General features: G+C 50.7%; 24 protein-coding genes. 5 read left to right on the top strand and 19 right to left on the bottom strand.

Translation table 11 applies throughout. From position 1 onward, the window contains the following. Positions 1–94: 94 nt before the first annotated feature. Positions 95–1,294 carry a DUF3095 domain-containing protein gene (locus D9T21_RS08465; RefSeq protein ID WP_123324575.1) on the top strand — a complete coding sequence of 400 codons (1,200 nt, stop codon included), beginning with the start codon at positions 95–97 and terminating at the stop codon, positions 1,292–1,294. Positions 1,295–1,308: 14 nt separating this feature from the next. Here the strand turns inward: D9T21_RS08465 and D9T21_RS08460 are convergent, their stop codons facing one another. The 11 genes from D9T21_RS08460 to lpxD form a co-directional block, all read right to left on the bottom strand. After that, positions 1,309–2,079 (bottom strand): hypothetical protein, encoded by a 771-nt coding sequence (locus D9T21_RS08460; RefSeq protein ID WP_123324574.1) that lies wholly within the window; start codon positions 2,077–2,079, stop codon positions 1,309–1,311. A 104-nt stretch (positions 2,080–2,183) separates the two neighbouring features. Further along, the gene (locus D9T21_RS08455) at positions 2,184–2,669 is read right to left on the bottom strand and encodes a phosphatidylglycerophosphatase A family protein (RefSeq protein WP_123324573.1); all 486 of its coding nucleotides are present in this window, start codon (positions 2,667–2,669) and stop codon (positions 2,184–2,186) included. Then, positions 2,669–3,634, bottom strand: coding sequence for a thiamine-phosphate kinase (gene thiL / locus D9T21_RS08450; protein WP_123324572.1), 966 nt, complete (start codon positions 3,632–3,634; stop codon positions 2,669–2,671). Before thiL ends, D9T21_RS08455 begins: the two co-directional genes overlap by 1 nt. 65 nt (positions 3,635–3,699) lie before the next feature. After that, the gene (gene nusB, locus D9T21_RS08445) at positions 3,700–4,122 is read right to left on the bottom strand and encodes a transcription antitermination factor NusB (protein WP_105935643.1); all 423 of its coding nucleotides are present in this window, start codon (positions 4,120–4,122) and stop codon (positions 3,700–3,702) included. 10 nt (positions 4,123–4,132) lie between these two features. Next, entirely contained in the window at positions 4,133–4,609 is a 477-nt protein-coding gene (gene ribH, locus D9T21_RS08440; protein WP_123324571.1) for a 6,7-dimethyl-8-ribityllumazine synthase, read from the bottom strand. Between the two features lie 72 nt (positions 4,610–4,681). Beyond that, the gene (gene ribBA, locus D9T21_RS08435; RefSeq protein WP_123324570.1) at positions 4,682–5,782 is read right to left on the bottom strand and encodes a bifunctional 3,4-dihydroxy-2-butanone-4-phosphate synthase/GTP cyclohydrolase II; all 1,101 of its coding nucleotides are present in this window, start codon (positions 5,780–5,782) and stop codon (positions 4,682–4,684) included. 20 nt (positions 5,783–5,802) lie between these two features. Continuing rightward, entirely contained in the window at positions 5,803–6,462 is a 660-nt protein-coding gene (locus tag D9T21_RS08430) for a riboflavin synthase (protein ID WP_123324569.1), read from the bottom strand. 21 nt (positions 6,463–6,483) lie between these two features. Then, positions 6,484–7,614, bottom strand: coding sequence for a bifunctional diaminohydroxyphosphoribosylaminopyrimidine deaminase/5-amino-6-(5-phosphoribosylamino)uracil reductase RibD (ribD, locus tag D9T21_RS08425; protein WP_123324568.1), 1,131 nt, complete (start codon positions 7,612–7,614; stop codon positions 6,484–6,486). Between the two features lie 5 nt (positions 7,615–7,619). Further along, a complete protein-coding gene (gene nrdR, locus D9T21_RS08420; protein WP_123324567.1) occupies positions 7,620–8,069 on the bottom strand; it encodes a transcriptional regulator NrdR in 450 nt (149 codons plus the stop codon). 58 nt (positions 8,070–8,127) lie between these two features. Further along, a complete protein-coding gene (glyA, locus tag D9T21_RS08415; protein ID WP_123324566.1) occupies positions 8,128–9,384 on the bottom strand; it encodes a serine hydroxymethyltransferase in 1,257 nt (418 codons plus the stop codon). A gap of 221 nt (positions 9,385–9,605) precedes the next feature. Beyond that, on the bottom strand, positions 9,606–10,631 hold the full coding sequence (gene lpxD, locus D9T21_RS08410; protein ID WP_123324565.1) for a UDP-3-O-(3-hydroxymyristoyl)glucosamine N-acyltransferase: 1,026 nt from the start codon (positions 10,629–10,631) through the stop codon (positions 9,606–9,608). A 231-nt stretch (positions 10,632–10,862) separates the two neighbouring features. Between lpxD and ettA the strand changes: the two genes are divergently transcribed. After that, on the top strand, positions 10,863–12,530 hold the full coding sequence (gene ettA / locus D9T21_RS08405) for an energy-dependent translational throttle protein EttA (RefSeq protein WP_123324564.1): 1,668 nt from the start codon (positions 10,863–10,865) through the stop codon (positions 12,528–12,530). A gap of 79 nt (positions 12,531–12,609) precedes the next feature. After that, positions 12,610–13,023, top strand: a complete 414-nt coding sequence (locus D9T21_RS08400; RefSeq protein ID WP_164464621.1) for a PilZ domain-containing protein — start codon at positions 12,610–12,612, stop codon at positions 13,021–13,023. On the opposite strand, the gene radA is transcribed toward D9T21_RS08400, so the two are convergent. Continuing rightward, positions 13,020–14,390, bottom strand: a complete 1,371-nt coding sequence (gene radA, locus D9T21_RS08395) for a DNA repair protein RadA (RefSeq protein WP_123324562.1) — start codon at positions 14,388–14,390, stop codon at positions 13,020–13,022. The genes D9T21_RS08400 and radA overlap by 4 nt on opposite strands. Before the next feature lie 178 nt (positions 14,391–14,568). Here radA and D9T21_RS08390 point away from each other — a divergent pair, with 178 nt between their 5' ends. Next, positions 14,569–17,091 (top strand): PilZ domain-containing protein, encoded by a 2,523-nt coding sequence (locus tag D9T21_RS08390; RefSeq protein WP_123324561.1) that lies wholly within the window; start codon positions 14,569–14,571, stop codon positions 17,089–17,091. 10 nt (positions 17,092–17,101) lie between these two features. On the opposite strand, the gene serB is transcribed toward D9T21_RS08390, so the two are convergent. Further along, positions 17,102–18,115 (bottom strand): phosphoserine phosphatase SerB, encoded by a 1,014-nt coding sequence (gene serB, locus D9T21_RS08385; protein ID WP_241155666.1) that lies wholly within the window; start codon positions 18,113–18,115, stop codon positions 17,102–17,104. Between the two features lie 117 nt (positions 18,116–18,232). On the opposite strand from serB, the gene D9T21_RS08380 reads away from it, so the two are divergent. Next, positions 18,233–18,643 carry a hypothetical protein gene (locus tag D9T21_RS08380; protein ID WP_164464620.1) on the top strand — a complete coding sequence of 137 codons (411 nt, stop codon included), beginning with the start codon at positions 18,233–18,235 and terminating at the stop codon, positions 18,641–18,643. On the opposite strand, the gene D9T21_RS08375 is transcribed toward D9T21_RS08380, so the two are convergent. From D9T21_RS08375 to lepA, 6 genes are read right to left on the bottom strand one after another with little or no spacing between them, the layout of a single operon-like run. Further along, entirely contained in the window at positions 18,604–19,380 is a 777-nt protein-coding gene (locus D9T21_RS08375) for a TatD family hydrolase (protein WP_123324558.1), read from the bottom strand. The two genes, D9T21_RS08380 and D9T21_RS08375, sit on opposite strands and share 40 nt — an antisense overlap. Positions 19,381–19,394: 14 nt before the next feature. Beyond that, complete coding sequence (gene pdxH, locus D9T21_RS08370) at positions 19,395–20,033, bottom strand: pyridoxamine 5'-phosphate oxidase (RefSeq protein WP_123324557.1); 639 nt, start codon at positions 20,031–20,033, stop codon at positions 19,395–19,397. Positions 20,034–20,050: 17 nt separating this feature from the next. After that, entirely contained in the window at positions 20,051–20,977 is a 927-nt protein-coding gene (gene era / locus D9T21_RS08365) for a GTPase Era (RefSeq protein ID WP_123324556.1), read from the bottom strand. Beyond that, complete coding sequence (rnc, locus tag D9T21_RS08360) at positions 20,970–21,653, bottom strand: ribonuclease III (protein WP_105935626.1); 684 nt, start codon at positions 21,651–21,653, stop codon at positions 20,970–20,972. The genes era and rnc overlap by 8 nt, the downstream gene beginning before the upstream one ends. Continuing rightward, positions 21,653–22,555 carry a signal peptidase I gene (gene lepB / locus D9T21_RS08355; RefSeq protein WP_123324555.1) on the bottom strand — a complete coding sequence of 301 codons (903 nt, stop codon included), beginning with the start codon at positions 22,553–22,555 and terminating at the stop codon, positions 21,653–21,655. The genes rnc and lepB overlap by 1 nt, the downstream gene beginning before the upstream one ends. Then, entirely contained in the window at positions 22,555–24,351 is a 1,797-nt protein-coding gene (gene lepA / locus D9T21_RS08350) for a translation elongation factor 4 (RefSeq protein WP_123324554.1), read from the bottom strand. The genes lepB and lepA overlap by 1 nt, the downstream gene beginning before the upstream one ends. Positions 24,352–24,362 lie beyond the last annotated feature (11 nt).

The following is a 24,362-nucleotide window of genomic DNA, read 5'->3' as shown; positions in this document are numbered from 1 at the left end:
ACCGGCACCGTGCCAGCGGCGCCGGTTACTCCGAGTGGTTTTATCATAACTCCATACCCTCTTCATTAGACAAACCTGATTCGTTTTCTATACTCTGAACATACCGCCAGATAGCATTGTTCAGGATGTAGTTATCATAGCTCAGTCAGCCACTTTTTATCAGCAATTACCTTCGTACGATGATCTTGACCATTTAGCCAAACAGGGTCACTACGCGACCCTGCCCGCTGACTGGCTGGTAGTGATTTCCGATGTAAAAGGCTCCACTGAAGCCTTGTTGCGGGGCAAATATAAGGATATCAATGCCATCGCAGTTGCGATGATTGTTGCTGTGCGTAACTGTTTTACCGATACGGCATTGCCATTTGTGTTTGGCGGTGATGGCGCAACTATCTGTGTGCCTCCGGGTAATGAGGAGCTACTCAGGCAATGTCTTACCTCCTGCCAGCAAAGGGCTATCAGCCTTCATCTGGAGCTACGTGTAGCGTTGATCCCCGCCACTACCCTGTATGCGGCAGGCCAGACTATCGGGGTAAGTAAACTTAAGGTTTCACCGCACTACCAGCAAGCTTGCTTCAGTGGCGGCGGGATCCGCTATGCAGAAAAGATCCTTAAAGACCCCGTTCTCAACCAGGCTTTTCTGATTGAAGGTGCCCAACCCAATGCTGACTACTCGGGTTTTGAATGTCGTTGGAGCAACGTAACAAGCCGCCACGGTGAAACCCTCTCGCTCATTATTGAAGCCAGTTCACCGCAACAATATGAACAGGTGTTACAACACTTACAACAGATTACCGGAGGCCGGGAACACTACCACCCTATCGCCTCCGAGCAACTTTCGTTTGCCTGGTCTCCCGCCCGGCTTGCCACCGAAATAAATATTCGCACAGAAACCAAACCGCTAAGCAGCCGGTGTAAGTATTATCTGCACCTGGTGTTAATGAACCTCGTTGGCGGCTGGCTGATGTCACGAAAAGTGAAAACCGATGCCACCAATTGGGGCGCTTACAAGCAGGATTTCGTAGCAAACTGTGATTTTATAAAATTCGAGGACGGTCTGAAAATGTGTATTAGCTGCACATCAGCGCAGCGTGAGGCGATTATGGAGTACCTCAGCAGCCAGGAACAGGCCGGTCGGATCTCTTTTGGTGTCCACGTGTCAGGCGCTGCGTTGATCACCTGCATGATAACCGCTTACCAGTCAGAGCATATTCACTTTATTGACGGCGCGGATGGAGGCTACAGTCTGGCCGCGCTGGACTTAAAAAAGAAACGCGGCATGCAAGGCAAATAAGCACTAACCGGGCACTACTTTTCAGTTGGATAAGCCCCTTTCAGGTAAGTCAGTTCTCTCTCAAAATGTTCGACCGCCATCTGACCCACAACAACCTGAAAATAGACCGCTTCTTCCCAACCAAAATACTTTCTGAGGATCACCTCATTTTTGCACACCTTGTCCAAGGACTCCTTGAAACGATGTTTTCTTATCAACTCCTGACTGCCAACTGCACCATCTTTAATCGACTTAATATTATCTTCAGGAGAGCCCAGTAGAGGGCCTGACGCCAGTTGATTTAAAAAACTTGTATCTTTCATCTCGGCCGTCTTACTGGCAAGTTCCAGTTCATAAAAGCGGGTATAGTTGGCAAGCTCTGACAACCTGGTTCTAAGTTCTGTATGCTGAAAAGCGAGAAAACTGTTATTGCTCAGCAATAACTCAATGTCACGAACAGAAAGCAGTATCTGAGAATAATTCATTACAACCGGAAACGTGGCTTCGATATTTTCTATCGAGCCGCCATCAGCACCACAAGTGCGTAAGGTTTCAATGACTCGCTGAACGGCAGGTAAACGCTTGCGGTAATAGTTCTGTACCGCGCGAATAGATTTTATATTGTTGCTAACTTCCTGATTAACCCGCTGATAGGCGTCGTGATAAAGCAATTGCTGCTTTTGTGTTTCGTTCCAGTTCGCTACCTGAACACCTATAAACACACCCACCACTACAATTACAAAATCGAGTAACACCGCAAACCAGTTCTGTTGTCTTACGTGCAAAAGAACGCGTCTGAGTAGCATAACGGATCCTTGTCTTTGAACAATATTCGTTCAATTTACAGGTTTATTTTCGTCAGTGGTATAAGTATTTTGGGTTGGAATAACTTGTTAAGCGGTTGGGCTGGCTAAAGCCCAAAGAGAAATAAAATCGCATGCAGGCTGACACAGGCCATAATACCGGCCACTACGTCATCCAGCATAATGCCGAGACCACCGGCCAGGTACTTATCGATGGGTTTGATTGGCCACGGCTTTAAAATATCGAAGAAGCGGAACAACACAAAGCCCAACAGCACCGTAAGTGGCGATAGGGGTATCCATAGGAAGGTGAGTAAGATACCGGCCACCTCGTCCCAGACAATGGAACCGTGGTCGTGAACCTGCATGTCATCGGCGGTTTTACCGCACAGATAAATTCCTACAACACTGGCCATCACCGCGGCAATCAGCAGTGCGTAGGGTGAAAGCCAGATAAACGGGATGAGTAATGGCAATGCCGCCAGCGAGCCAAAAGTACCAGGCATCAGGGGGATTAAACCACTGCCAAAACCCAGTGCCAGAAAATGCACCGGATTTTTCATTGAGACCCGCTTACGTAGCGCTTTATCCATTAAAACTCGTGCTCGTAGCCAGTGCTTTCATCGAGCACGTATTTTTCATCGTACAATTTCAGGTCGAGCTGACCAGCATAACCATTGACCTGGCCAATACAGGTTGCTTTCACATTGGCGTTAGTCAGTGAGGTTTCCAGATTACCACGCTGCTCTTCGTTGACGGTAAAGACCAGCTCGTAATCGTCGCCGGCCGCTAGCGCGTACCGGTAGGCCTGCTGAGCTCCCACGGTCTCAAACAAAGCCGATGACACGGGCAGTCGGTCTACGTGCACAGTGGCACCGCAGCCAGACATCTTAAGAATGTGGCCTAAATCAGACACCAGACCGTCAGACACGTCGATACAGGCATTTGCTGTACGACGCAGGGATGTGCCTGCCATCACTCTCGGCGTAGGATAATAATGACGATTAATCAGGTAATCACGGTGCTCGCCACCAGCTTCGATTTCCCCTTTAAGAATATCCAGACCAGCTCCCGCATCACCGAGATTGCCGGTAACATAAATCCAGTCGCCGGGCTTGGCATTGCTGCGGCGTAACTCGGTGTCTGGTGGTACAAAGCCCTGGGCAGTAATGGTTAATGCCAGTGGTCCGGTGACCGTATCGCCACCAATCAGTTGCACTGAATAGTACTCGGTTAGCTCATACAGGCCGTTAACGAATTCGTCTATCCAGTTTTCATCATATGACGGCAACGACAGTGACAAACTAATCCACGCTGGCTCTGCACCGGAGGACGCCAGGTCGCTCAGGTTAACCGCTACAGCTTTATAGGCAACGGAGCGCGCCGGCGCATCAGAAAGAAAATGAACACCGCTGATCAGCGTGTCAGTGGTTACAGCAAGATGTTGGTTATCGGGTACTTTAGTCACAGCACAGTCATCGCCAATCCCGAGGATCACGTCTTTTCTAACGTGACCACGTTGGGCAAAGTACTGTTTTATCAGATCAAACTCTTTCACAGTAATCCGGAAAGTTGAGAAATTTAAAAGAAGGGCGTCCTGCCCTGGTTTCAACGGTAGCTGGCTTAGCCGCGCTCATGAGGACGCAGGGTTTTCACCGCTTTGTCCAGCGCACCATTCACAAACTTGTGGCTGTCTTCGGCGCCAAAAGATTTGGCCAGTTCTATGGCCTCGTTGATAATTACTTTGTATGGGACATCGATTTGTTCGGTTAGTTCATAAGTGGCTAACCGTAAAATCGCTTTTTCGATAGGATCCAGTTCTTCGGGTAAACGACCAAGGTAGGGCTTAATCGTGCTGTCTAATTGAGAAGCACTGCGCACTACCCCGCGCAGCAATGACTGAAAATAGTTCATATCCACTTTTTTCATGTCATTGCTGGTCGCCAGAGCGAGTTCAATCTGGTCGATCTGGTTTTGGGTCATTTGCCAGGAGTAAACGCCTTGCAGCGCTATTTCACGGGCCCGACGGCGAGGAGAAACTTTCACGTTAGTTTCCTTATGCCAGGTCGTCTAGGGCAGACATAACATTAACCATTTCAAGCGCGCCCAGGGCAGCTTCAGAGCCTTTATTTCCGGCTTTGGTACCAGAACGCTCAATGGCTTGTTCGATAGAGTCTGTGGTGATCACACCAAAAGACACGGGTAAACCGTATTCCAGTGACACCTGGGCCAGGCCCTTGTTGCATTCACCGGCCACAAAATCAAAGTGCGGTGTACCGCCGCGGATCACTGCGCCTAAGGCAATAATGGCGTCGAACTTTTTAGATTCAGCTAATTTTTTCGCCGCTACCGGCAGCTCATAAGCGCCAGGTACACGAACCAGTGTGACATCTTCATCACTGACTTCACCATGACGCTCCAGCGTGTCCAGTGCGCCTTCTAACAAACTTTCTACTACAAAGCTGTTAAAACGTGAAACAACAATGGCAAATTTCTTACCTGTTGCGCGAATATTACCTTCGATAACCTGCATAGCCCAAATCCCGTATGAATCCCGTGTCAAAAACGGCGCGAAGTATACCACAACAGCGCCAAAACCCAATCGTTAGTCGTGAATATACTCAACAACTTCCAGGCCAAATCCGGAAAGCGCGTGATATTTAATGGGTTTACTTAATAAACGCATTTTTTGCACGCCCATGGCGGCCAGAATCTGACTTCCCACGCCTACTGTGCGCGATGAACCCTGCCAGTTTTTACCGACCGGCTGCTCACCACGATCTTCTGCGGCGAAGCGTTGTAACTGCGACTCCAAATCTTCTTCTTTACCCAGCAAAACCAGCACACCACCTTCCTCAGCAATTTGCTCCATGGCATCAGGTAACGTCATCGAGCGGGAAATCCCGCGGGTGGAGCCCAGCAGATCGCTCAGGGTATTATGTAGATGAACCCGCACCAAGGTTGGCTCCTCAGCCTGAATATCACCTTTCTTCAGGGCAAAGTGCAGTTGGTTATCGATAACATCCTTAAATGTATGCAGTTCAAACTCACCGTATTGGGTGGGTAACTGACAACTGGATACCTTCTTAATCGTGGTTTCGTTAAGGTTACGGTATTCAATTAAATCGGCAATGGTACCGATTTTAATATCATGCTCGGCGGCGAACGCCTCAAGCTGCGGACGGCGAGCCATGCTGCCATCGTCGTTTAGTACTTCAACAATCACCGCTGCCGGTTCACAACCCGCCAGTCTGGCCAGATCCACACCGGCTTCGGTGTGACCTGCGCGGTTTAAGACGCCGCCTTCTTTAGCAATCAGCGGAAAGATATGCCCCGGTTGCACAATATCTTTGGCCTGAGCGTCTTTGGCTACCGCCGCCAGAATCGTGGTAGCCCGGTCGGCAGCAGAAATGCCGGTGGTGACCCCTTCTGCGGCTTCAATCGAAACCGTAAAGTTTGTCGAAAACTGGGCTTTGTTAAGGTCGACCATCAACGGCAGGTTTAAACGCTGACAGCGTTCTGCAGTCATGGGTAAACACACCAGTCCACGGGCATGTTTTACCATAAAGTTAATGGCTTCGGGGGTGACATGCTCGGCAGCCATGATGATATCGCCTTCGTTTTCGCGATCTTCGTCATCCATCAGGATGACCATCTTGCCTTGCTTGATATCTTCGATTATTTCAGCGGTGCTATTAAGTGCCATAAATTTTAAGTCTTGTAGGGTTATTTTTTTAGATAGCCGTGTTCGGCGAGAAATTCCAGACTGATGTCATTTTTTTTGCTGGCGGCTTTGTCGCCCAGCATCAGTCGCTCCAGATAGCGGGCGATAACGTCCACTTCCAAATTCACTCTTGTACCGGTTTTATAAGTGCCCAGCACCGTCTCCTGCAGCGTATGGGGAATGATCCATAGCATAAACTCGCTGCCGTTCACTTTGTTTACGGTAAGGCTCACGCCATCAACCGTGATACTGCCCTTATGGGCAATATATTTGGCCAGATCGTCCGGCGCGTCGATCCAGATTTCCACATAATCGCTGTGTTGAATAATGCGGGACACTTCACCCACACCGTCAACGTGGCCGGAGACAATATGCCCGCCGAAGCGCGAGCTTACCTGCATGGCTTTCTCCAGATTCACCTGGGTGCCCGGTTTATACTGGGCAAAGCCGGTCAGGCGGATAGTCTCGGCAGAAACGTCCGCACTATAATGATGCGGGCTGTAATCAACAACGGTAAGACAAACGCCATTGGTAGCAATGCTGTCTCCCAATGCCACATCGGACATATCCAGCTTGCCCACGCCAACTTTAAGACGAATGGACTCTCCCTGGTCGACCATGGATTCGATGGTTCCGAGCGCTTCAATAATTCCAGTGAACATAATGTCTTCTCGTGTACTTTATTATGACTTGTCGACGGCTAATTGATAGGTCAACCGGATGTCTTCTGCTATATGTCTGATATCGGTCAATTTCAAGTCCGGCGCCTCACTTACCCGGGCATAATCCGGCAGATTGAGCATCGATACGCCTTTGTCGCCAAGCAGCTTCGGCGCCTGATAAACGATCAGCTCATCCACCAGCCCGTTGGCCATAAAGGCCCCGGCCAGGCCAGCACCGGATTCCACCAGCACTTCGTTAATGCCGCGCTCAGCCAGCTCAGCGAGCAGCAGATGTAAATCAATTTTTCCTGCTGCGGATAACGGTAACTGACATTGCTCAACGTCCTGACTAAAGCCCCCCCGAAAATGCTGGTTCACCAGCAGCACCGGATGGCCATCGTTAAACATCAGCCAGTTTGGCGTAAGCCTTTCCTGCGAATCAATCACCACCCGCAGCGGTTGACGTACCGCGGAAACCGGATAATTGTCGAACTCGGCCTGCTCCGGCCGCACCAGCATACTCGGGTTATCGGCAATCACCGTACCACTGCCGGTAATAATCGCGCAGCTTTGCGCCCGCAGTCGCTGTACATCTCGTCGCGACGCCGGCCCGGTGATCCACTTGCTCGCGCCGTTAGCCAGCGCTATTTTACCATCCAGGCTGACACCTAATTTAACTCTTACCCAGGGCAAGCCCTGTTGCATCCGCTTAATAAAACCCGGATTGAGTGCCCTGGCCTGCTCAGTACAAACATCCTGAGTCACTTCAATACCGGCAGCTTTGATTCGCTCAATGCCACTGCCGCTTACCTGCGGGTTAGGATCGGTCATCCCCACTACCACCCTTGCAACCCCGGCTTTTATCAGCGCATCAGCGCACGGCGGGGTTCGACCAGTATGACTACAAGGTTCAAGGGTGACATAGGCAGTAGCGTCACGGGCATTGTCACCTGCGGCAACCAGCGCATGCACTTCGGCATGAGGCGTACCGGCCTGAATGTGATAACCCTGGCCAATGCAGATTTCATCTTTAACGATAACGCAGCCAACACGGGGATTGGGAGAGGTGGTAAAGCGCCCTTTTGCTGCCAGTTGAATGGCTTTTGCCATCCAGTATTCATCGATGGCGGGGCTGGGATTGAGGCGTTGCATGGGATTTAATCCCCCAGTCTGGCTATCTCTTCACCAAACTCTTTAATATCTTCAAAAGAACGATACACCGAGGCAAAACGAACGTAAGCCACTTTGTCCAGCTCCTTTAAGGCATTCATAATGAGATTGCCCAACAATTCGCTTTCGACTTCCCGCTCGCCGGTTGCCCGCAATGTTGATTTGAGTTGCAGCACACACTGCTCGATTTTTTCAGTGCTTACCGGGCGTTTTTCCAATGCCCGTTGCAGCCCTGCGCGCAGCTTGTCTTCATTGAAAGGCTCCCGGGTGCCGTCGCGTTTTATTACTCGCGGCATAACCAGCTCGGCGCTCTCAAAAGTGGTAAAGCGTTCATGACATTCAGCGCATTCCCGGCGCCGGCGCACCTGATGTCCTTCAGCGACTAACCTGGAATCAATAACCTTGGTTTCTTCGGCAGAACAAAAGGGACAATGCATAAACGCTCCTGCTTAGTAACCGGCTCAGCCAGTAACTACTGAGCCGTTATTCCCTGGATTAGGCGTATACCGGGAAGCGTGAGCACAGCTCAACCACTTCTTGCTGAACGCGTTCAACCACGCTCTCGTCGCCCATATTATCCAGAACGTCACAAATCCAGCTGGCTACCTGTTTGGCTTCGTTTTCGCCAAAACCACGACGGGTAATCGCTGGTGTACCGATACGCAGACCACTGGTCACAAACGGTGAACGTGGATCATTCGGTACCGAGTTCTTGTTAACGGTAATGTTAGCACGGCCAAGGGCTGCATCGGCATCTTTACCGGTAATATCTTTATCAATCAGGTCTAACAGGAACAGGTGGTTGTCGGTACCGTTAGAAACGATTTTATAACCGCGTTCCTGCATCACGCTTACCATCGCTTTAGCATTGGTAACAACCTGCTGTTGATAAGCTTTAAAGTCTGGCTGCAGTGCTTCTTTAAACGCAACGGCTTTTGCAGCAATAACGTGGCACAGCGGGCCGCCCTGGTTACCCGGGAATACTGAGCTGTTAAGCTTTTTGTAAATGGTTTCATCACCACAGGCAGACAGGATCAGACCACCGCGCGGACCCGCTAAGGTTTTATGCGTTGTGGTAGTCACTACGTGTGCATGTGGTAGTGGGTTAGGATATACCCCGGCAGCAACCAGACCCGCTACGTGAGCCATGTCCACCAGCAGGAAGGCACCTACTTTATCGGCAATAGCGCGGAAACGTTGCCAGTCAACAATGCCAGAGTAAGCAGAAAAACCACCAATGATCATTTTTGGCTTATGCTCTTCAGCCAGCGCTTCAACCTGGTCGTAGTCAATTTCGCCGGTTTCTTCGTTTAAACCGTACTGCACTGCATTGTAGGTTTTACCAGAGAAGTTAACGCTGGCGCCGTGGGTTAAGTGACCGCCTTCAGACAGGCTCATACCCAGTACGGTATCACCGGCGTTAAGCAACGCCATAAACACGGCAGAGTTTGCCTGCGAGCCAGAGTGTGGCTGAACGTTAGCGTATTCGGCACCAAACAGCTGCTTGGCACGCTCAATGGCTAAGTCTTCAACGATATCTACGTGCTCACAGCCACCGTAGTAACGCTTACCAGGATAACCTTCAGCGTATTTATTGGTTAACTGCGACCCCTGGGCCTCCATTACTCGAGGGCTGCAATAGTTTTCAGAGGCAATTAGCTCAATGTGGTGTTCCTGGCGTTGATTCTCTTTATCAATCGCTGCGGCTAATTCCGGATCAAAATCGGCAATGTTCATTTGGCGCGGTAACATGAAGGCTCCTTACTGCGTTTTGGGGTCGCGTAAAATCAGAGACGCATATTCTAGTCATTTTACGTGCTATGTATACTGCTTTGTGGCTGATTTATGACAAATCCGAACAGTAATAGCACAAAGTGGCTGTCAACGGCGGGTTACACTATGCGGGCTCGGCTTGCTCAGACGCCCTTGCCTGCCATGCAAAGAAAGTATGACAGGCCATTTTATTGTAAGCGTCAGCCGTTCTTTTCCAGCTGTTTCACACGGTCAAAAAGTTGCTCTAACTGGCGGTTACGCACCGCATTTTTGCGCCATTCGCGATTGGTCATCGCCGGTTGACCAGATGAATAAACACCTGGCTCTTTGATGTCGCTGATAACCATGGTGTAACCGGTGATTTGCACCTTGTCGCAAATTGTCAGGTGACCACCTATGCCGCAACCACCCGCAATAATTACGTACTTGCCAATGGTCGCACTGCCGGCGATGCCGGTCGCACCACAAATACAGCTGTGATCACCAATAATACAGTTATGACCGATTTGTACCTGATTATCGATGATTACATTCTTACCGATAATGGTATCGTCCAGGGCTCCGCGGTCGATAGTACTGGAGGCACCAATCTGACTGTCATCGCCGATGACGACCGAGCCGGTTTGCGGAATAGGTAACCAGGTCCCGGCATCGTTGGCATAGCCAAAGCCGTCAGCGCCAATCACTGTCTGGCTGTGAATACGTACCCGCTGACCGATACGAGCACCATGGTACACGGTAACATTAGGATGAATGACCGAACCGTTGCCAATGTGCGAGCCACGGCTAATCACCGTGTGTGCGCCAATCACCACATTATCGCCCAGCACTACGTCATCTTCGATAACACAATAAGGGCCAAGGGCTACGTTGTCGCCCAGTTTGGCCGAGTCGGCCACCACGGCTGTTTTATGCTGGCCTACCGCCACACCAGGTGTGGTGTCAAAGATTTGCGCAATGCGCGCAAAGGCGGCATGGGGATTGTTATGCAATAAGCCGGGCAGCGGACAGTTCTCCGCTTCGTTGGGATGCAAAATAACGGCACCAGCCTCAGTCGACTGCAGTTGAGAACGATACTTGCCGTTAGTTAAAAATGAAATTTGGGAAGATGTTGCACTGCTCAGAGTGCTGACGCCACAGAGCATAACTGAGCCGTCGCCATGGACATCGCCACCAACCTGCTCAGCAAGTTGAGCCAAAGACAGCGTTTGAGGTTGTGCTGGCATGAAAATTCCTTAGTTAATTCTAGGCATACCCGACAGTCGATGAATAGCGGCAATCAAGCCTGCCGGACATTAAACCTGTTTCCGATTGAGGTAGTTTACAAAAAAAAACACCGGTTGGCTCACACGTGATTTAAAAAATACCACTTTGTACTAACCTATAAGCCGCAGACGCCTACCAAGTGGCTGCGTCTTTGATTACAATAGCGACTTTCTAAAAAGCCAGGACCAAGCATGTCACAATACGTATATACCATGCACCGGGTGGGCAAGATTGTGCCACCCAATCGTCAGATTCTAAAAGACATTTCACTGAGTTTTTTCCCCGGCGCAAAAATTGGCGTACTGGGCTTAAACGGCGCCGGTAAATCCACGCTGCTGCGCATTATGGCCGGTGTTGATACCGAGATTGAAGGTGAAGCCCGTGCCCAGCCCGGCATCAATATTGGTTACCTGCCCCAGGAACCCCAACTGGACGAAACCAAAGATGTGCGCGGCAATATCGAAGAAGCCGTGGCAGATGTTGCCCATGCGCTGAAACGCCTCGACGAGGTGTATGCCGCTTATGCCGATCCAGATGCCGACTTTGATGCCCTCGCTAAAGAACAAGGCGAGCTGGAAGCCATTATTCAGACCAAAGACGGGCATAATCTTGAAAACGCGCTGGAACGCGCCGCCGATGCACTGCGTCTGCCGCCGTGGGATGCCGACGTCAGCAAGCTGTCTGGTGGTGAGCGCCGCCGTGTAGCACTGTGTCGACTGCTGCTGGAAAAGCCCGACATGCTGCTGCTCGATGAACCGACTAACCACCTGGATGCCGAATCCGTGGCCTGGTTAGAACGCTTCCTGCACGACTATGAAGGCACCGTAGTGGCCATTACCCACGATCGCTATTTCCTTGACAATGTAGCAGGCTGGATCCTGGAACTCGACCGTGGTCACGGTATTCCATGGGAAGGTAACTACTCCAGTTGGCTGGAGCAAAAAGAGGCCCGTCTGGAGCAGGAAGAGCGTACTGAAAACGCGCGTCAGAAGTCTATCAAACAGGAACTTGAGTGGGTACGCACAAACCCCAAAGGTCGTCAGGCAAAGAGCAAGGCGCGTATGTCACGGTTTGAAGAACTATCAAGCGGTGATTACCAGAAACGTAACGAAACCAACGAGTTGTTCATTCCGCCGGGTGAACGCTTAGGTGACAAGGTTATCGAAGTTGAGCACCTGAAAAAGTCTTACGGTGATCGCGTACTTATCGACGACATGACGTTTACCGTACCTAAGGGTGCTATCGTTGGCATTATCGGCCCTAACGGCGCTGGTAAATCAACGCTGTTCAGAATGCTTACCGACAAGGAACAACCCGACTCAGGCTCAATTACCATTGGTGATACAGTAAAAATTGCCAGTGTTGAGCAGTTCCGTGACCACATGGATGGCAACAACACTGTGTGGCAGGAGTTATCTGACGGTCAGGACATCGTGCGCATTGGCAACTTTGAACTGAACAGCCGCGCTTATTGCAGCCGCTTTAACTTCAAAGGTACCGACCAGCAAAAATTCATCAAAGATTTATCCGGCGGTGAACGTAACCGGGTGCATCTCGCCAAGCTGTTAAAAGCTGGCGGCAACGTACTGCTGCTCGATGAACCGACCAACGATTTGGACGTAGAAACCCTGCGTGCACTGGAAAACGCTCTGCTTGAGTTCCCGGGCTGCGCCATGGTTATCTCGCACGATCGTTGGTTCCTTGACCGTGTTGCTACGCATATTCTTGATTACCGGGACGAAGGCAAAATTAACTTCTATGAAGGTAACTACAACGACTATGAAAGCTGGTTAAAAGCTAACTTTGGTCAGGATGTGGTTGAACCACACCGGTTGAAATACAAGCGAATCAGTAAGTAAACCGGCCAAACCTCCGGCTATGCACTACACTAAAACAAGGGTGCGTAGCCAGTTTGTCTTTAGAGGAATCAGTTCTCCCATGCAACAAGAAAAACGCCATTTTCAACGGGTTGGCATTCATTTGTCAGGGCAGCTTATTACCGGACAAGGTGATGCTATTGAGGTAGAAGTGGTGGATGTATCGTTGCAGGGGCTGAGAGTAGCCCGGCTGCCAGCAGGGGTGAATTTGCCTGCTGCAGACAAGGTCGGGCTAAACTTTAAAGCGAATGAAGACAGCCCGCCCATATCCCTCAGCGGCGAAATAATCCGCCTGGAGCAAGCGCCGGACAACAGCGAGTCAAGCGAAGCCGGACTCCGCATTACGCATATTTCAGTAGACGACCTGGGCTTACTGCGGCGCTTGTTGCTGTTGAACAGCGGTCAGGACGATCTTGACGCCACTGAGCTTGAAACCCTGGTCGACAAGATCACCGCTTCGCTGCCTTCAAACTAAGCGTCGAGCGCCTCCAGCGCATCACTCAGTTTGGTTACCGGGATTACAGTTAAGCCCGCGATTTTATTTTTCGGCGCATTAGCCTTGGGCACAATAGCCCGCTTAAAGCCGTGTTTAACCGCCTCACTCAACCGTTCACTGCCATTGGGGACCGGGCGAATTTCGCCAGCCAGTCCTACCTCACCGAAGACTATCAGTTCCCGGGGTAAAGCGCGGTTACGGAAACTGGATATCATGGCCACTAGTAACGCCAGATCGGCGGCTGTTTCACTGACCTTTACTCCACCCACCACGTTAACAAACACATCCTGATCGTTCATCTGCACATTGCCGTGGCGATGCATTACCGCCAACAACATGGCTAACCGGTTTTGCTCAAGGCCCACAGTCACGCGGCGTGGATTATTGAGCTGCGAATAATCAACCAGCGCCTGAATTTCAACCAGCAGCGGCCGGGTGCCTTCCCAGATGACCATCACCACTGAGCCGGGGGCCTGACTGTCGCTGCGACTAAGAAATATCGCTGAGGGGTTCCCGACTTCTTTTACCCCTTTGTCTGTCATACCAAACACGCCCAGTTCATTAACTGCACCAAAACGGTTCTTATGACTGCGCAGCGTCCTGAACCTGCCGTCACTCTCTCCTTCGAGCATCATCGAGCAGTCAATACAATGCTCAAGGACCTTGGGCCCCGCCAGACTGCCGTCTTTGGTGACATGGCCAACAATAAACATGGCAATGTGATGCTGCTTGGCAAAGCGGGTCAGATAGGCCGCACTTTCCCTCACCTGCGACACACTGCCCGGTGCCGACTGAACATCAGAGACATGCATCACCTGAATGGAGTCGATAACCATGATTTGCGGTTTTTGCTTTAACGCCAGATCGCAAATCATCTCAACATTGGTTTCAGCCAGCATCATTAGCTTGTCATCGGGCAGACCTAAGCGCCGGGCGCGCATGGCTACCTGTTGAAGCGATTCTTCGCCGGTTACATAAAGCGCAGACTTAGTACTGGCTTGCTGACACATAACCTGCAGCAACAGCGTACTTTTACCGGCGCCCGGTGAACCACCTATTAAAATGGCTGACCCGGGAACAATACCGCCGCCCAGCACCCGGTCGAGCTCTTTCAGTCCGGAGCTAAAACGGGGTAAATCCTCTACGTTAATTTCATTCAGGGTCTGGATTTGACTGTGCGTCTGACCCGCGTAGCCGGCAAAGTTTCCTTTCGCTGTGGATTTTGCCGGACTGACGACAAATTCGGAGATCGTGTTCCATGCTTTGCACTCGCTGCACTGCCCCTGCCAGCGCGGAAATTCCGCCCCGCAATCAGAACATACAAAAGCTGTTTTTCGTTTCGCCATAAATCAATTGGTTTCTGCAAATATAAGTATTATGATTTCGTTAACAAGGATGCGCATCTGTTTACAGAACTCATCACTTAGGGAACAGCAGAATTACCTCCACGTTAATGTAGTCAGTTATTTTGCCGATAAGTCGTTAATATACTAAAAAGCCGTCAGGGACACAGCAAAACCTCGCATGAATCAGGATTTATCGCAGTACGCGCAGATAATAGAACAGCTTAAACCCATGGTGAAAGAACCTGAGTTCAATCAGGTACTTCAGCAGGTTGCTTCCCATGTTCCTAAAGAAAAGCGCTTTTTGATAAAAATGGAAGTAAAACGACTGGCGCGGCCCTGCATGCGAGCTATCGATTTGCGCGGCCAGGTAGACGGCGAGTGTCGGCTATACGAATACGATGGTATCAAGCATTACCTGGACGACGTGGCCATTGAGGTGTTCGAACAACAGGTGCGGATGTTCGGCTTATACTGTTTTGGTGTTTATGAAACGGTGCTGGCCACGGAAAACAATTTTCGGGTCATTCGCGAAAAAGCTGAAGCCCGAAATGAACAAGACGTCGAAATACCGGAAAAAACCAACAACAGCATCTCGCAGTTTGATGTGCCTAACATCAACCTATTGAGCTATGCTAAGCGCAACGAAGAGCGAATGAACTTCGCCGTGGCGCTGGAAGTGTTCACCGAAACCAACAACAGCCTGCGGGCAACCAGCGTCGACATATCCACCAAGGGCATGAAAATAAAGCTCTCCAAAGAGCAACTCTTTAAGCCCGGTGAAAAAATCGGTGTGTATTTCCGGGGCCTTGAAACCGAATACTCGCTGGATAAAAAAATGGCTATCAAATATCAGGTAGTCAGCATTTCCCGCAAAAAAGAATTCCAGTTTCTGCAGATGAAACGTCTGCAGGACGCCCCTAACGGCCATTTCGACCAGTTCATCGACAAGTTTATTCATGGCAATAAACGGCGTTACAAGGTGAATATGGATAACACCATAGACGCCATTATTAATAAGTCCTGCGAGCAATACTTCTCGCCCAGTAGTCCTACACTGCCGGTGTTTATCGAAGTAAAGGAAGGCAGGGCGCGAGCTCGGTTTGCCATGGCCAATGATTTAAACCGCCATATTCTGAGCTACTGGAACGACGAGGAAGACGAGTTACGCCTTGGTTATCTGCTCACCGCAGACCGACTAAAACAGTTGATTCAGAGTAAACATGAAGCCCCGGCGCTGTATGTTTACTGCTTTAACCATATTCAGAACGGCAAAATCTATTTTTATTCCGCTTCCAGTGATGAACTGGCCCGCCACCCGGCTCTGAGTGAGTTATTTATTGGCTTTGGTGCCAGAAAAGTAAGCTGGCGGGTATTTAAGGTCGGTATCGTAAAAGTTTCACCCAAAGATGCTTACGCGCCGCTGTCACTGCCCGATGATGTAGGCACCAAGGTAAAACGCCAGAATGCCAAACCGGCTCCTCGCCTGATGGCACGGTTACAAAATCTGGCCTACGCGGTACAGATAACCGATATTACCTCTGATCGCGAGCAGTTACAGTTCAGTCAGGTTAAAATTGACCGCGCTCAGTTGAAAGCATTGAAATTATTTGGTCATGCCCGCAATCGCCCGCCCGGAGAAATTAAGGCTTTCCGCTATAAGTTCCAGGAACAGCGCATGGAAACCCGGTATCTGTTACGTACAGCCGTGCAGGTACTGGCCAGAGGGCAAACCATCAATGGCATCAGTGAAGATATTTCAATTAACGGCCTGCGCATAGAAATCGACGGCGAGTATCACGGCGACCTGAATATGCGGGTGCTGGTCAGCCTGCCCAAGTTACAGGAGCTGACCAGTAAGTTTGATGTCAGCGACTTGCATTATCGGGTGGTTCACATCAGTGGTGATAAGAATGTGTTGCATTTACGTTCGGTTGCCGGCGAGGATGGTCTGCCTGCACGCCGCTTCTTTGCAGAACTGATAAAGAGCAATAAATCGTCACTGAAAACCTATCCTGATGAAGAAGAAATCCCGGGCATTGGCCATGCTTTACGCTGTATAAATGCCAAGACCCCTTCTACCCTGGCTTTTGTGTTGTCTAAGGTGGGCGGGCGCTATTTACCTCAGGTAGGGGTTTTAGGCGATGCCGCCAATCCTCGCCTGAAAACCCTGTTTGGTCATTTTGCCGAACAGCGTAAAATGAACCTTGAGGTATTCTTCCGCGACCGCGCGTTGGATGCCCCTTTCATACAGCAATCAATAAAACAGGTAAAAACCGAACATTCACCCGTTACCCGTGAGCTGTTCGTCGCCTTCCGGCCAGCAGAGAAAGAACCGGCCGATGCCATCGACGCCCGCTACGAGCATCGTTTCAGCTCCGAGGAGTCGCGCCAGCAGTTTATAGAAAATGCGCTGACCACAGGCCAGTTTATTGCTATGGCAATTACAGTAACGGTAACAGGTAAGCCCGATCTGGAAATGCTGCAGTCGGAAATCAATTACATTGGGGTTTACGCGATTCACCGGGCCAAAGAGCTCGAAGAACGCTTGTGGAGTATCAGTGCCTGCGTGCACGCAGTGGATATTACAGACCAGGTACTATTGCGGTTTGGTTTCGATGAGCACCGCATTGCCGAAAATCACAAAACGCCCAGTCAGCACGCCATTGAGCCTGGCGGCATCAAGGCGCTACTGAAAAGCTAGGCCGTTTAGCCTATTGTAAATAGGTTAACAGCGCGTCCAGACCAGAGTAACGGATTGCTACGTCGGCCTGGGCATTGACTACCGGCTTGGCTTCAAAAGCCACACCTAATGCCGCCACACCCATCATTTTAAGATCATTAGCACCATCCCCCATGGCAACTGTCTGGGTCATCGGGATATCCCAGCGGCCGGCCAGCTCCTCGACAGTCTCAGCCTTAACCTGGGCATCTACTATACCGCCTACGACCCGGCCAGTGAGTTTGCCGTCTTCGGCTTCGAGCACATTAGCTCTTGATGCATCAAGCCCTAAGCGATTCTCCAGATACCCGGCAAAGTAGGTAAAGCCTCCGGAGGCAATGGCAATTTTCCAGCCATGCTGCTGCAGCACATGCAGTAAGTTTTGCAGTCCGGGCATTAACGGAATGCTGTCGCGGATCTGTTTGAGCTGACTCACTTCCACACCATCCAGGCAACCTACCCGGGAACGCAGACTTTCAGCAAAATCAAGCTCACCACGCATGGCTTTTTCGGTTACCGCAGCAACCTGTTCACCGAGGCCAGCGAGCTTAGCTATTTCATCAATACACTCAATTTGGATAACCGTAGAATCCATATCCATAACCAACAGGCCCGGCTGGGTTAACAGCGGCGTGTTGCCACGCAATGCCACTTCACAGTGACACGCCTTGGCGGCGCCATCGAGCAGATCATGCAGCGTCTGTGTTGTAGCATCGACCGATTCAACATCAAAGCTAATTGCAGTGCCGCCAATCAGGGCACTGTGAGGGTGCAGCCTGAAGCTTCCAAGCTTCACCGCGGGTGCCAGGTGTTGAACTATCATAGCCAGCTGTTCCAGCGTTAATGACTGACCGCTAACGATAAGTTGCTGAGCAGATTGGGCATGGGCCTCTACAGCGAGTCCGGTGCACGATTGATCCCAGCGAAGATTCTGATATTCTGCCAACGTAGCTGAAAGAAAGGCTGCGCTGGTCAATTGTTCTGTACTAAGCGTTGTTAATTCCAAAGGGCGAGTTCTCATCACTTGAGTTAGCTAATAGTCCGATCCTAACGGATACGCCGCGTTTGGGAAATGCATAGTTAGACTAAGTTGCACATTTTTAATCTTAAAAAAGGCTTTGCATTGCGTCGTATTACGTTCTCAACCGCCCACCGGCTTATTCTGCTGACCTTACTGATAACGGGTTTGTTTATCGCAGTGATGGTTGCTATAACCAGCCAGATGAATGAGTCATCGCCAACTGAGGATCCTCTGGGGCGTCACTACCAGAGACTTATTCGCCCGGCAGTCGCAGCATTAAACCAGGCCGAAATTAACCGGGTTCTGGCCAGTATGGCCGAGGATGACAACATTCTTCGTGCCGCGGTATTCTCAGCCTCCGGCGAACGTATCGCACAACAGGGCGTTACCACGTTATTGCCACAACTGATACGGGAAGAGCCACTACGTACCAGCTTTTTCGTACCAATAAAAGAGAATGATAAGGTACTTGCTTATTTACATTGGGTGCGGGAGCCAAATAAGGCAAAGTAATTGGCCGTAGTCTGTTCTGTTACCACCTCTGGTGTTATGCCATGCAACTCAGCCAGGGCAGCAACCACCTCACCAATAAACTGCGGCTCATTGCGCGCCCCCTGCCGGCCGGACATAGGCATATCCGGCGCATCCGTTTCCAGTAACAAATGCTGTAATGGAATATTTGCCACGGTTTGCCGGGTTTTCTGTGCCCGCGAATAGGTAATGGTGCCACCGACCCCTAACTTAAATCCTGCATCAATATATTGCCTGGCAACCTGTTCACTACCGGAAAACGCGTGGATGACACCGCCCTGTGTAAAGCGGCTGCGTTTAATAGATTCAAGTAATAAATGATGAGAGCGGCGATGATGCAAAATGACCGGCAGAGACTGTTCGCTGGCCATCTCGAGCTGAGCTTCAAATAAAGCCTGCTGGGCCTCTATCGGCGTGTCTATGGCGCCGTCGACACCAATTTCGCCAATAGCTACAGGCTTTATCGTGGTGGTTTGCAGCTGTTCTCGCAGAGCCGCCAGCGCGTTATCAGGCTCATCGGGGAAGAAATAAGGATGCAGGCCAAACGCCACATCCAGTTGGGCGTTGTCGGCCGCCATGTCTTGCTGGCGCTGCCAGCCTGATACCGTTGTGCCGGGAATTAATATTCGCTCAACGCCTTTGCTAACGGCACTGCTCAGCACGTCCTGCCAGTCTGGTTCAAACTCAGGGAGATCCAGATGGCAGTGCGAATCAATCATGGGTAACGGTCAAACTAAGGCATTAAGCGCTGGGTTGTCCAGCTGTTATCAGCCTGCTTAGTATACTCGAAGCGGTCGTGCAGACGGTCTTCACCGCCCTGCCAGAATTCGATTTGATGGGGCATCACTTTGAAGCCGCCCCAGAAATCCGGCAGCGGGGTTTCCTTCTTAGCAAACTTTTCTTTCATCTGATGAAACTGTGTCATCAGCAGCTCGCGGCTGGAGATTGGCTGGCTCTGCTGGGACGCCCAGGCCGCCAGCTGTGAATCTTTCGGCCGGGATAAAAAGTATTTGGCATTTTGCGCCGTAGTGAGCTTTTGTGCGGTGCCACAGATGCGCACCTGACGCTCCATGAAAAACCAGGGAAAGTGCAACGAAATACGTGGATTATCATTGAGTTCTTTGGCTTTGCGACTGCCCAGGTTGGTATAAAACACAAACCCTTCGTGGTCGTAGTCTTTGAGTAACACAATGCGCTGGGAGGGCTGGCCTTCGGCATCTACGGTTGCTACCGTCATCGCAGTAGGATCGGGGATCCCCGCATCTATTGCCGCGCCCAGCCACTGTTTAAACAGGTCTACCGGATGGTCAGTTAAATCATTATCGGTTAAATGCCCCTGACTGTACTGACGACGCATATCAGCGATACTCATACTCACCACCTGCTTAATTAATCTTCACCATAGCCTAACGAACGCAGTGCGCGTTCATCGTCGGCCCAACCGGATTTCACTTTCACCCACAGCTCAAGGAAAACCTTATTGTCGAACAACCGCTCCATATCAAGTCGCGCCTGTTCACCTATGGTTTTTAAGTGTTTACCGCCTTTTCCGATCACCATGCGTTTTTGAGTTTCACGCTCAACCAGGATCAGACCGTTAATTCGATACACGCCGTTTTCACCCAGCTTAAACTGCTCAATTTCAACCGTGGTTGAATAGGGCAACTCGTCACCAGTGTAACGCATTAGTTTCTCGCGAATGATTTCAGCTGCCATAAAGCGGCTAGAGCGGTCGGTAATATAGTCTTCCGGGAAGTAAAACTCGCTGACCGGCTGGCGCTGACGAACTAACTCACGCAGCACCTCAACCTGTTTGCCCTGTTTGGCACTAAGCGGGATGATTTCCTCAAATTGATGCTTTTGCGCCAACACCTGTAAATGCGCAATCAGCGCTTCAGGATCGGCCACTTTGTCCTGTTTGTTTACTACCAGAATAGCCGGCAGTCCGGATTGCTGCACCCGGCTCAGCACCAGCTCATCATCGCTGGTCCAGCGGGTACCTTCCACCACAAACAGGATAAGGCTCACCTCGCCCAGCGAGCTGGTCGCCGCGCGGTTCATTAATCGGTTGATAGCGCGCTTTTCTTCGCTGTGTAAGCCCGGTGTGTCCACATACACTGTCTGACAATCCGCTTCGGTATCGATACCTAAAATCCGGTGACGCGTGGTTTGTGGCTTACGGGAGGTAATGCTTACCTTTTGCCCGAGCAATCGGTTTAACAGCGTGGATTTGCCCACGTTAGGCCTGCCAACAATGGCCACCAGGCCGCAGCGGGTAGTGGGTTCAGGGATGTCTGGCAACTGCTGGTCAGTCATTGTCTAATTTCTCCAGCGCGTTCCGTGCGGCTTGTTGTTCGGCTTTCCGCCGACTGGTGCCCGTACCTTTCATAGGCTTGCCCAGCGATTCTATCTGGCAGTGCACTACGAAGGTCTGGTCATGATCCTTGCCGCTGATATCTACCACTTCATAAACCGGTAACGGCAGCTTACGGGACTGTAAAAACTCCTGCAGACGGGTTTTAGCGTCTTTAGGGTGTTCGTTTGGATCGAGCTTATCGATGCGGCTTTGCCACAAGCGTAAAATGACTTCTGCAGTGGTATCCAGGCCAGCTTCAAGATAGATGGCTCCGAGGATGGCTTCCATGGCATCGGCAATAATCGAACTGCGTCGATGACCGCCACTTTTAAGTTCGCCCGGCCCCAGCTTTAATAGTTCGCCAACGTCGGCCTCACGGCCAAGTTCAGCCAGCGTATCGCCTTTCACCAGCGTTGAACGCATGCGGGTTAATTTGCCCTCAGGCACGGTTGGAAAGCGTTTAAACAGCGCCTGTGCCACTACCATCCCCAGTACGGCATCGCCCAGAAACTCCAGGCGTTCATTGTGCTGCTTAGCTGCGCTACGGTGAGTCAGCGCCTGCTGGAGTAACTCAACATTACTAAACTGGTAGCCCAGACGCTGTGATAATCTGGCATAGCGATCGATTCCGATCATTATTGAATGCCACCTACCCGGCTAAAGCGAACGCCTGATGGTACCCATGAAGGTAACCAGCTGTCAGGCGCACGATCAAACTCAAAGCTGATCCAGATAGCGACGGCTTTACCTACCAGATTTTCATCCGGCACAAAGCCCCAGTAGCGGCTGTCGCGGCTGTTATCGCGGTTATCGCCGAGCACGAAGTACTGATTTTCCGGCACGATCCATTCATTCATTTTGGTACCCGGCTGGGTATAGAAATTGGAAGGATGCGCTTCTGAAACCGGATGTTGCAGAATTTCGTGTTTCACGTCACCGAGCGTTTCGCTGATACGTTTAAGCGGGGCGAGGTTTTGAACAAAGTCACCACTGCTGACAAATTCCTGGGGCATTGCCTTAAATTCGGCACAATTCTGGCCGCTATCGCAGGCAGGTTTAATGAATATCTGCTTATCGCGATAAATTACCGTATCACCGGGCATGCCCACTACCCGCTTGATGTAATCAACTGAAGGCTCTTCCGGATACTTAAATACCACTACATCGCCACGCTCAGGCGCGCCGGTTTCAATAAACTTGTGACGGAATACCGGGTCTTTTAAGCCATAGGCGTATTTTTCCACCAGAATGAAATCACCTACCAACAGGGTTGGCATCATGGAACCTGATGGGATCTGAAACGGTTCATACAGAAATGACCGTAACACCAGTACAAAGGCGATGACCGGGAAAATCTGCTGCGCCGTATCCACGATATATGGCAATTTTTCCTCAGGCGGTAACGCCGACTCACCGTTCCCGGAGAGCGCCACACCGCGGGCCTTTCTTTTCGGCGCAAACGCAAGAGCGTCTATTAACCAGATTAATCCCGACCCCAGGGTCAGCACTACCAACAAGAGAGAAAAATAATTCGCCATTACTTAGATACCTTAAGTACTGCAAGGAATGCGTCCTGTGGAAGTTCCACATTACCCACCTGCTTCATCCGTTTCTTACCTTCCTTTTGCTTCTGCAGCAGTTTCTTCTTACGGCTTACGTCACCGCCATAACATTTGGCAATAACGTTTTTACGTAACTGTTTCACTGTGCTTCGGGCAATAATATGGTTACCAATGGCGGCCTGGATAGCAATATCAAACATCTGACGCGGGATCAGCTCACGCAGTTTTTCCACCAGGTCACGCCCCCGGTACTGCGCATTGTCACGGTGGGTAATTACTGCCAGCGCATCGACCCGTTCACCGTTAATCAGAATATCCAGACGAACCATGTCTGAGCAGACAAACTTCTTAAAGTTATAATCCAGCGAGGCAAACCCGCGGCTGGTCGACTTTAAGCGGTCAAAGAAGTCCAGCACGACCTCTGCCATTGGCAATTCGTAGGTTACCGCAACCTGTTTGCCGTGATAACTCATGTTGACCTGATTACCGCGCTTTTCAACGCACAGTGTGATTACACTGCCGAGGTATTCCTGTGGTACCAGGATATTAGCTTCCACGATGGGCTCACGAATCTCTTCGATATCGTTAACCGCCGGTAACTTGGACGGGTTATCCACCTGCATAACAGTGCCATCTGTTTGCAGCACTTCGTAGTTTACGGTTGGCGCCGTGGTGATGAGGTCGAGGTCGTATTCACGCTCAAGACGTTCCTGGATAATTTCCATATGCAGCATACCAAGGAAGCCAACGCGGAAACCGAAGCCCAGAGCCGCAGAACTTTCTGGTTCGTAAAACAGTGAGGCATCGTTAAGGCTCAGCTTAGCCAGCGCATCACGAAAATCTTCGTAGTCGTCAGAGCTAACCGGGAACAAGCCGGCATAAACCTGCGGCTTAACCTTTTTAAAGCCCGGTAACATCTTCTCGGCAGGCGCCTTGGCGGTGGTAATGGTATCGCCCACCGGCGCACCATGAATTTCTTTAATTCCGGCAATAATAAACCCTACCTCACCGGCTCGCAGCACTTTACGTTCCAGCGGCTTAGGAGTAAATACACCAATTTTGTCTGCTTGGTGCACCTGCCCGTTTGACATGATCTGAATCTTGTCTTTAACGTGCAGCTCACCTTCAACGATGCGCACCAGTGACACAACCCCCTGGTAATTATCAAACCAGGAGTCAACGATCAGCGCTTTCAGCGGTGCATCAATGGCGCCTTCCGGCGGCGGGATCTGCTTAACAATCACTTCCAGCACATCTTCAATGCCGATACCGGTTTTTGCTGAGCAACGCACGGCTTCCACGGCATCGATGCCAATGATGTCTTCAATTTCTTCGGCTACCCGCTCAGGCTCAGCCTGCGGTAAGTCGATTTTATTCAGGATCGGCACCACTTCCATGTCCATATCGATAGCGGTATAGCAGTTGGCTACAGTCTGAGCTTCAACGCCCTGTCCGGCATCAACCACCAGCAGCGCCCCTTCACAGGCCGCCAGTGAGCGCGAAACCTCATAGCTAAAATCTACGTGTCCCGGCGTATCAATGAAATTAAGCTGGTAAGTTTCACCATCACGGGCTTTATAATCGAGCGTTACGCTCTGCGCTTTAATGGTAATTCCCCGCTCTCTTTCCAGATCCATGGAGTCCAGAACCTGTGCTGCCATTTCACGTTCAGTTAATCCACCACAATGTTGGATTAACCGGTCTGATAATGTCGACTTACCATGATCAATGTGCGCAATAATAGAGAAGTTGCGAATGTGCTTATGCTGCATAATGCTTGGAA

The sequence above is a fragment of the Marisediminitalea oceani genome (assembly GCF_003731635.1).
GTDB classification, from domain to species: domain Bacteria; phylum Pseudomonadota; class Gammaproteobacteria; order Enterobacterales; family Alteromonadaceae; genus Alteromonas; species Alteromonas oceani.
The sequence above is the reverse complement of the archived record's forward strand: the minus strand, read 5'-3'. Positions and strand labels throughout refer to the sequence as shown.

Excerpts from the sequence above, each read along its gene's own strand:
- D9T21_RS08460 (WP_123324574.1), bottom strand. The coding sequence starts at position 2,079 with ATGCTACTCAGACGCGTTCTTTTGCACGTAAGACAACAGAACTGGTTT.
- D9T21_RS08455 (WP_123324573.1), bottom strand. The coding sequence starts at position 2,669 with ATGGATAAAGCGCTACGTAAGCGGGTCTCAATGAAAAATCCGGTGCAT.
- ribH (WP_123324571.1), bottom strand. The coding sequence starts at position 4,609 with ATGCAGGTTATCGAAGGTAATATTCGCGCAACAGGTAAGAAATTTGCC.
- ribBA (WP_123324570.1), bottom strand. The coding sequence starts at position 5,782 with ATGGCACTTAATAGCACCGCTGAAATAATCGAAGATATCAAGCAAGGC.
- D9T21_RS08430 (WP_123324569.1), bottom strand. The coding sequence starts at position 6,462 with ATGTTCACTGGAATTATTGAAGCGCTCGGAACCATCGAATCCATGGTC.
- ribD (WP_123324568.1), bottom strand. The coding sequence starts at position 7,614 with ATGCAACGCCTCAATCCCAGCCCCGCCATCGATGAATACTGGATGGCA.
- nrdR (WP_123324567.1), bottom strand. The coding sequence starts at position 8,069 with ATGCATTGTCCCTTTTGTTCTGCCGAAGAAACCAAGGTTATTGATTCC.
- glyA (WP_123324566.1), bottom strand. The coding sequence starts at position 9,384 with ATGTTACCGCGCCAAATGAACATTGCCGATTTTGATCCGGAATTAGCC.
- lpxD (WP_123324565.1), bottom strand. The coding sequence starts at position 10,631 with ATGCCAGCACAACCTCAAACGCTGTCTTTGGCTCAACTTGCTGAGCAG.
- ettA (WP_123324564.1), top strand. The coding sequence starts at position 10,863 with ATGTCACAATACGTATATACCATGCACCGGGTGGGCAAGATTGTGCCA.
- D9T21_RS08400 (WP_164464621.1), top strand. The coding sequence starts at position 12,610 with ATGCAACAAGAAAAACGCCATTTTCAACGGGTTGGCATTCATTTGTCA.
- radA (WP_123324562.1), bottom strand. The coding sequence starts at position 14,390 with ATGGCGAAACGAAAAACAGCTTTTGTATGTTCTGATTGCGGGGCGGAA.
- D9T21_RS08390 (WP_123324561.1), top strand. The coding sequence starts at position 14,569 with ATGAATCAGGATTTATCGCAGTACGCGCAGATAATAGAACAGCTTAAA.
- D9T21_RS08375 (WP_123324558.1), bottom strand. The coding sequence starts at position 19,380 with ATGATTGATTCGCACTGCCATCTGGATCTCCCTGAGTTTGAACCAGAC.
- pdxH (WP_123324557.1), bottom strand. The coding sequence starts at position 20,033 with ATGAGTATCGCTGATATGCGTCGTCAGTACAGTCAGGGGCATTTAACC.
- era (WP_123324556.1), bottom strand. The coding sequence starts at position 20,977 with ATGACTGACCAGCAGTTGCCAGACATCCCTGAACCCACTACCCGCTGC.
- rnc (WP_105935626.1), bottom strand. The coding sequence starts at position 21,653 with ATGATCGGAATCGATCGCTATGCCAGATTATCACAGCGTCTGGGCTAC.
- lepB (WP_123324555.1), bottom strand. The coding sequence starts at position 22,555 with ATGGCGAATTATTTTTCTCTCTTGTTGGTAGTGCTGACCCTGGGGTCG.
- lepA (WP_123324554.1), bottom strand. The coding sequence starts at position 24,351 with ATGCAGCATAAGCACATTCGCAACTTCTCTATTATTGCGCACATTGAT.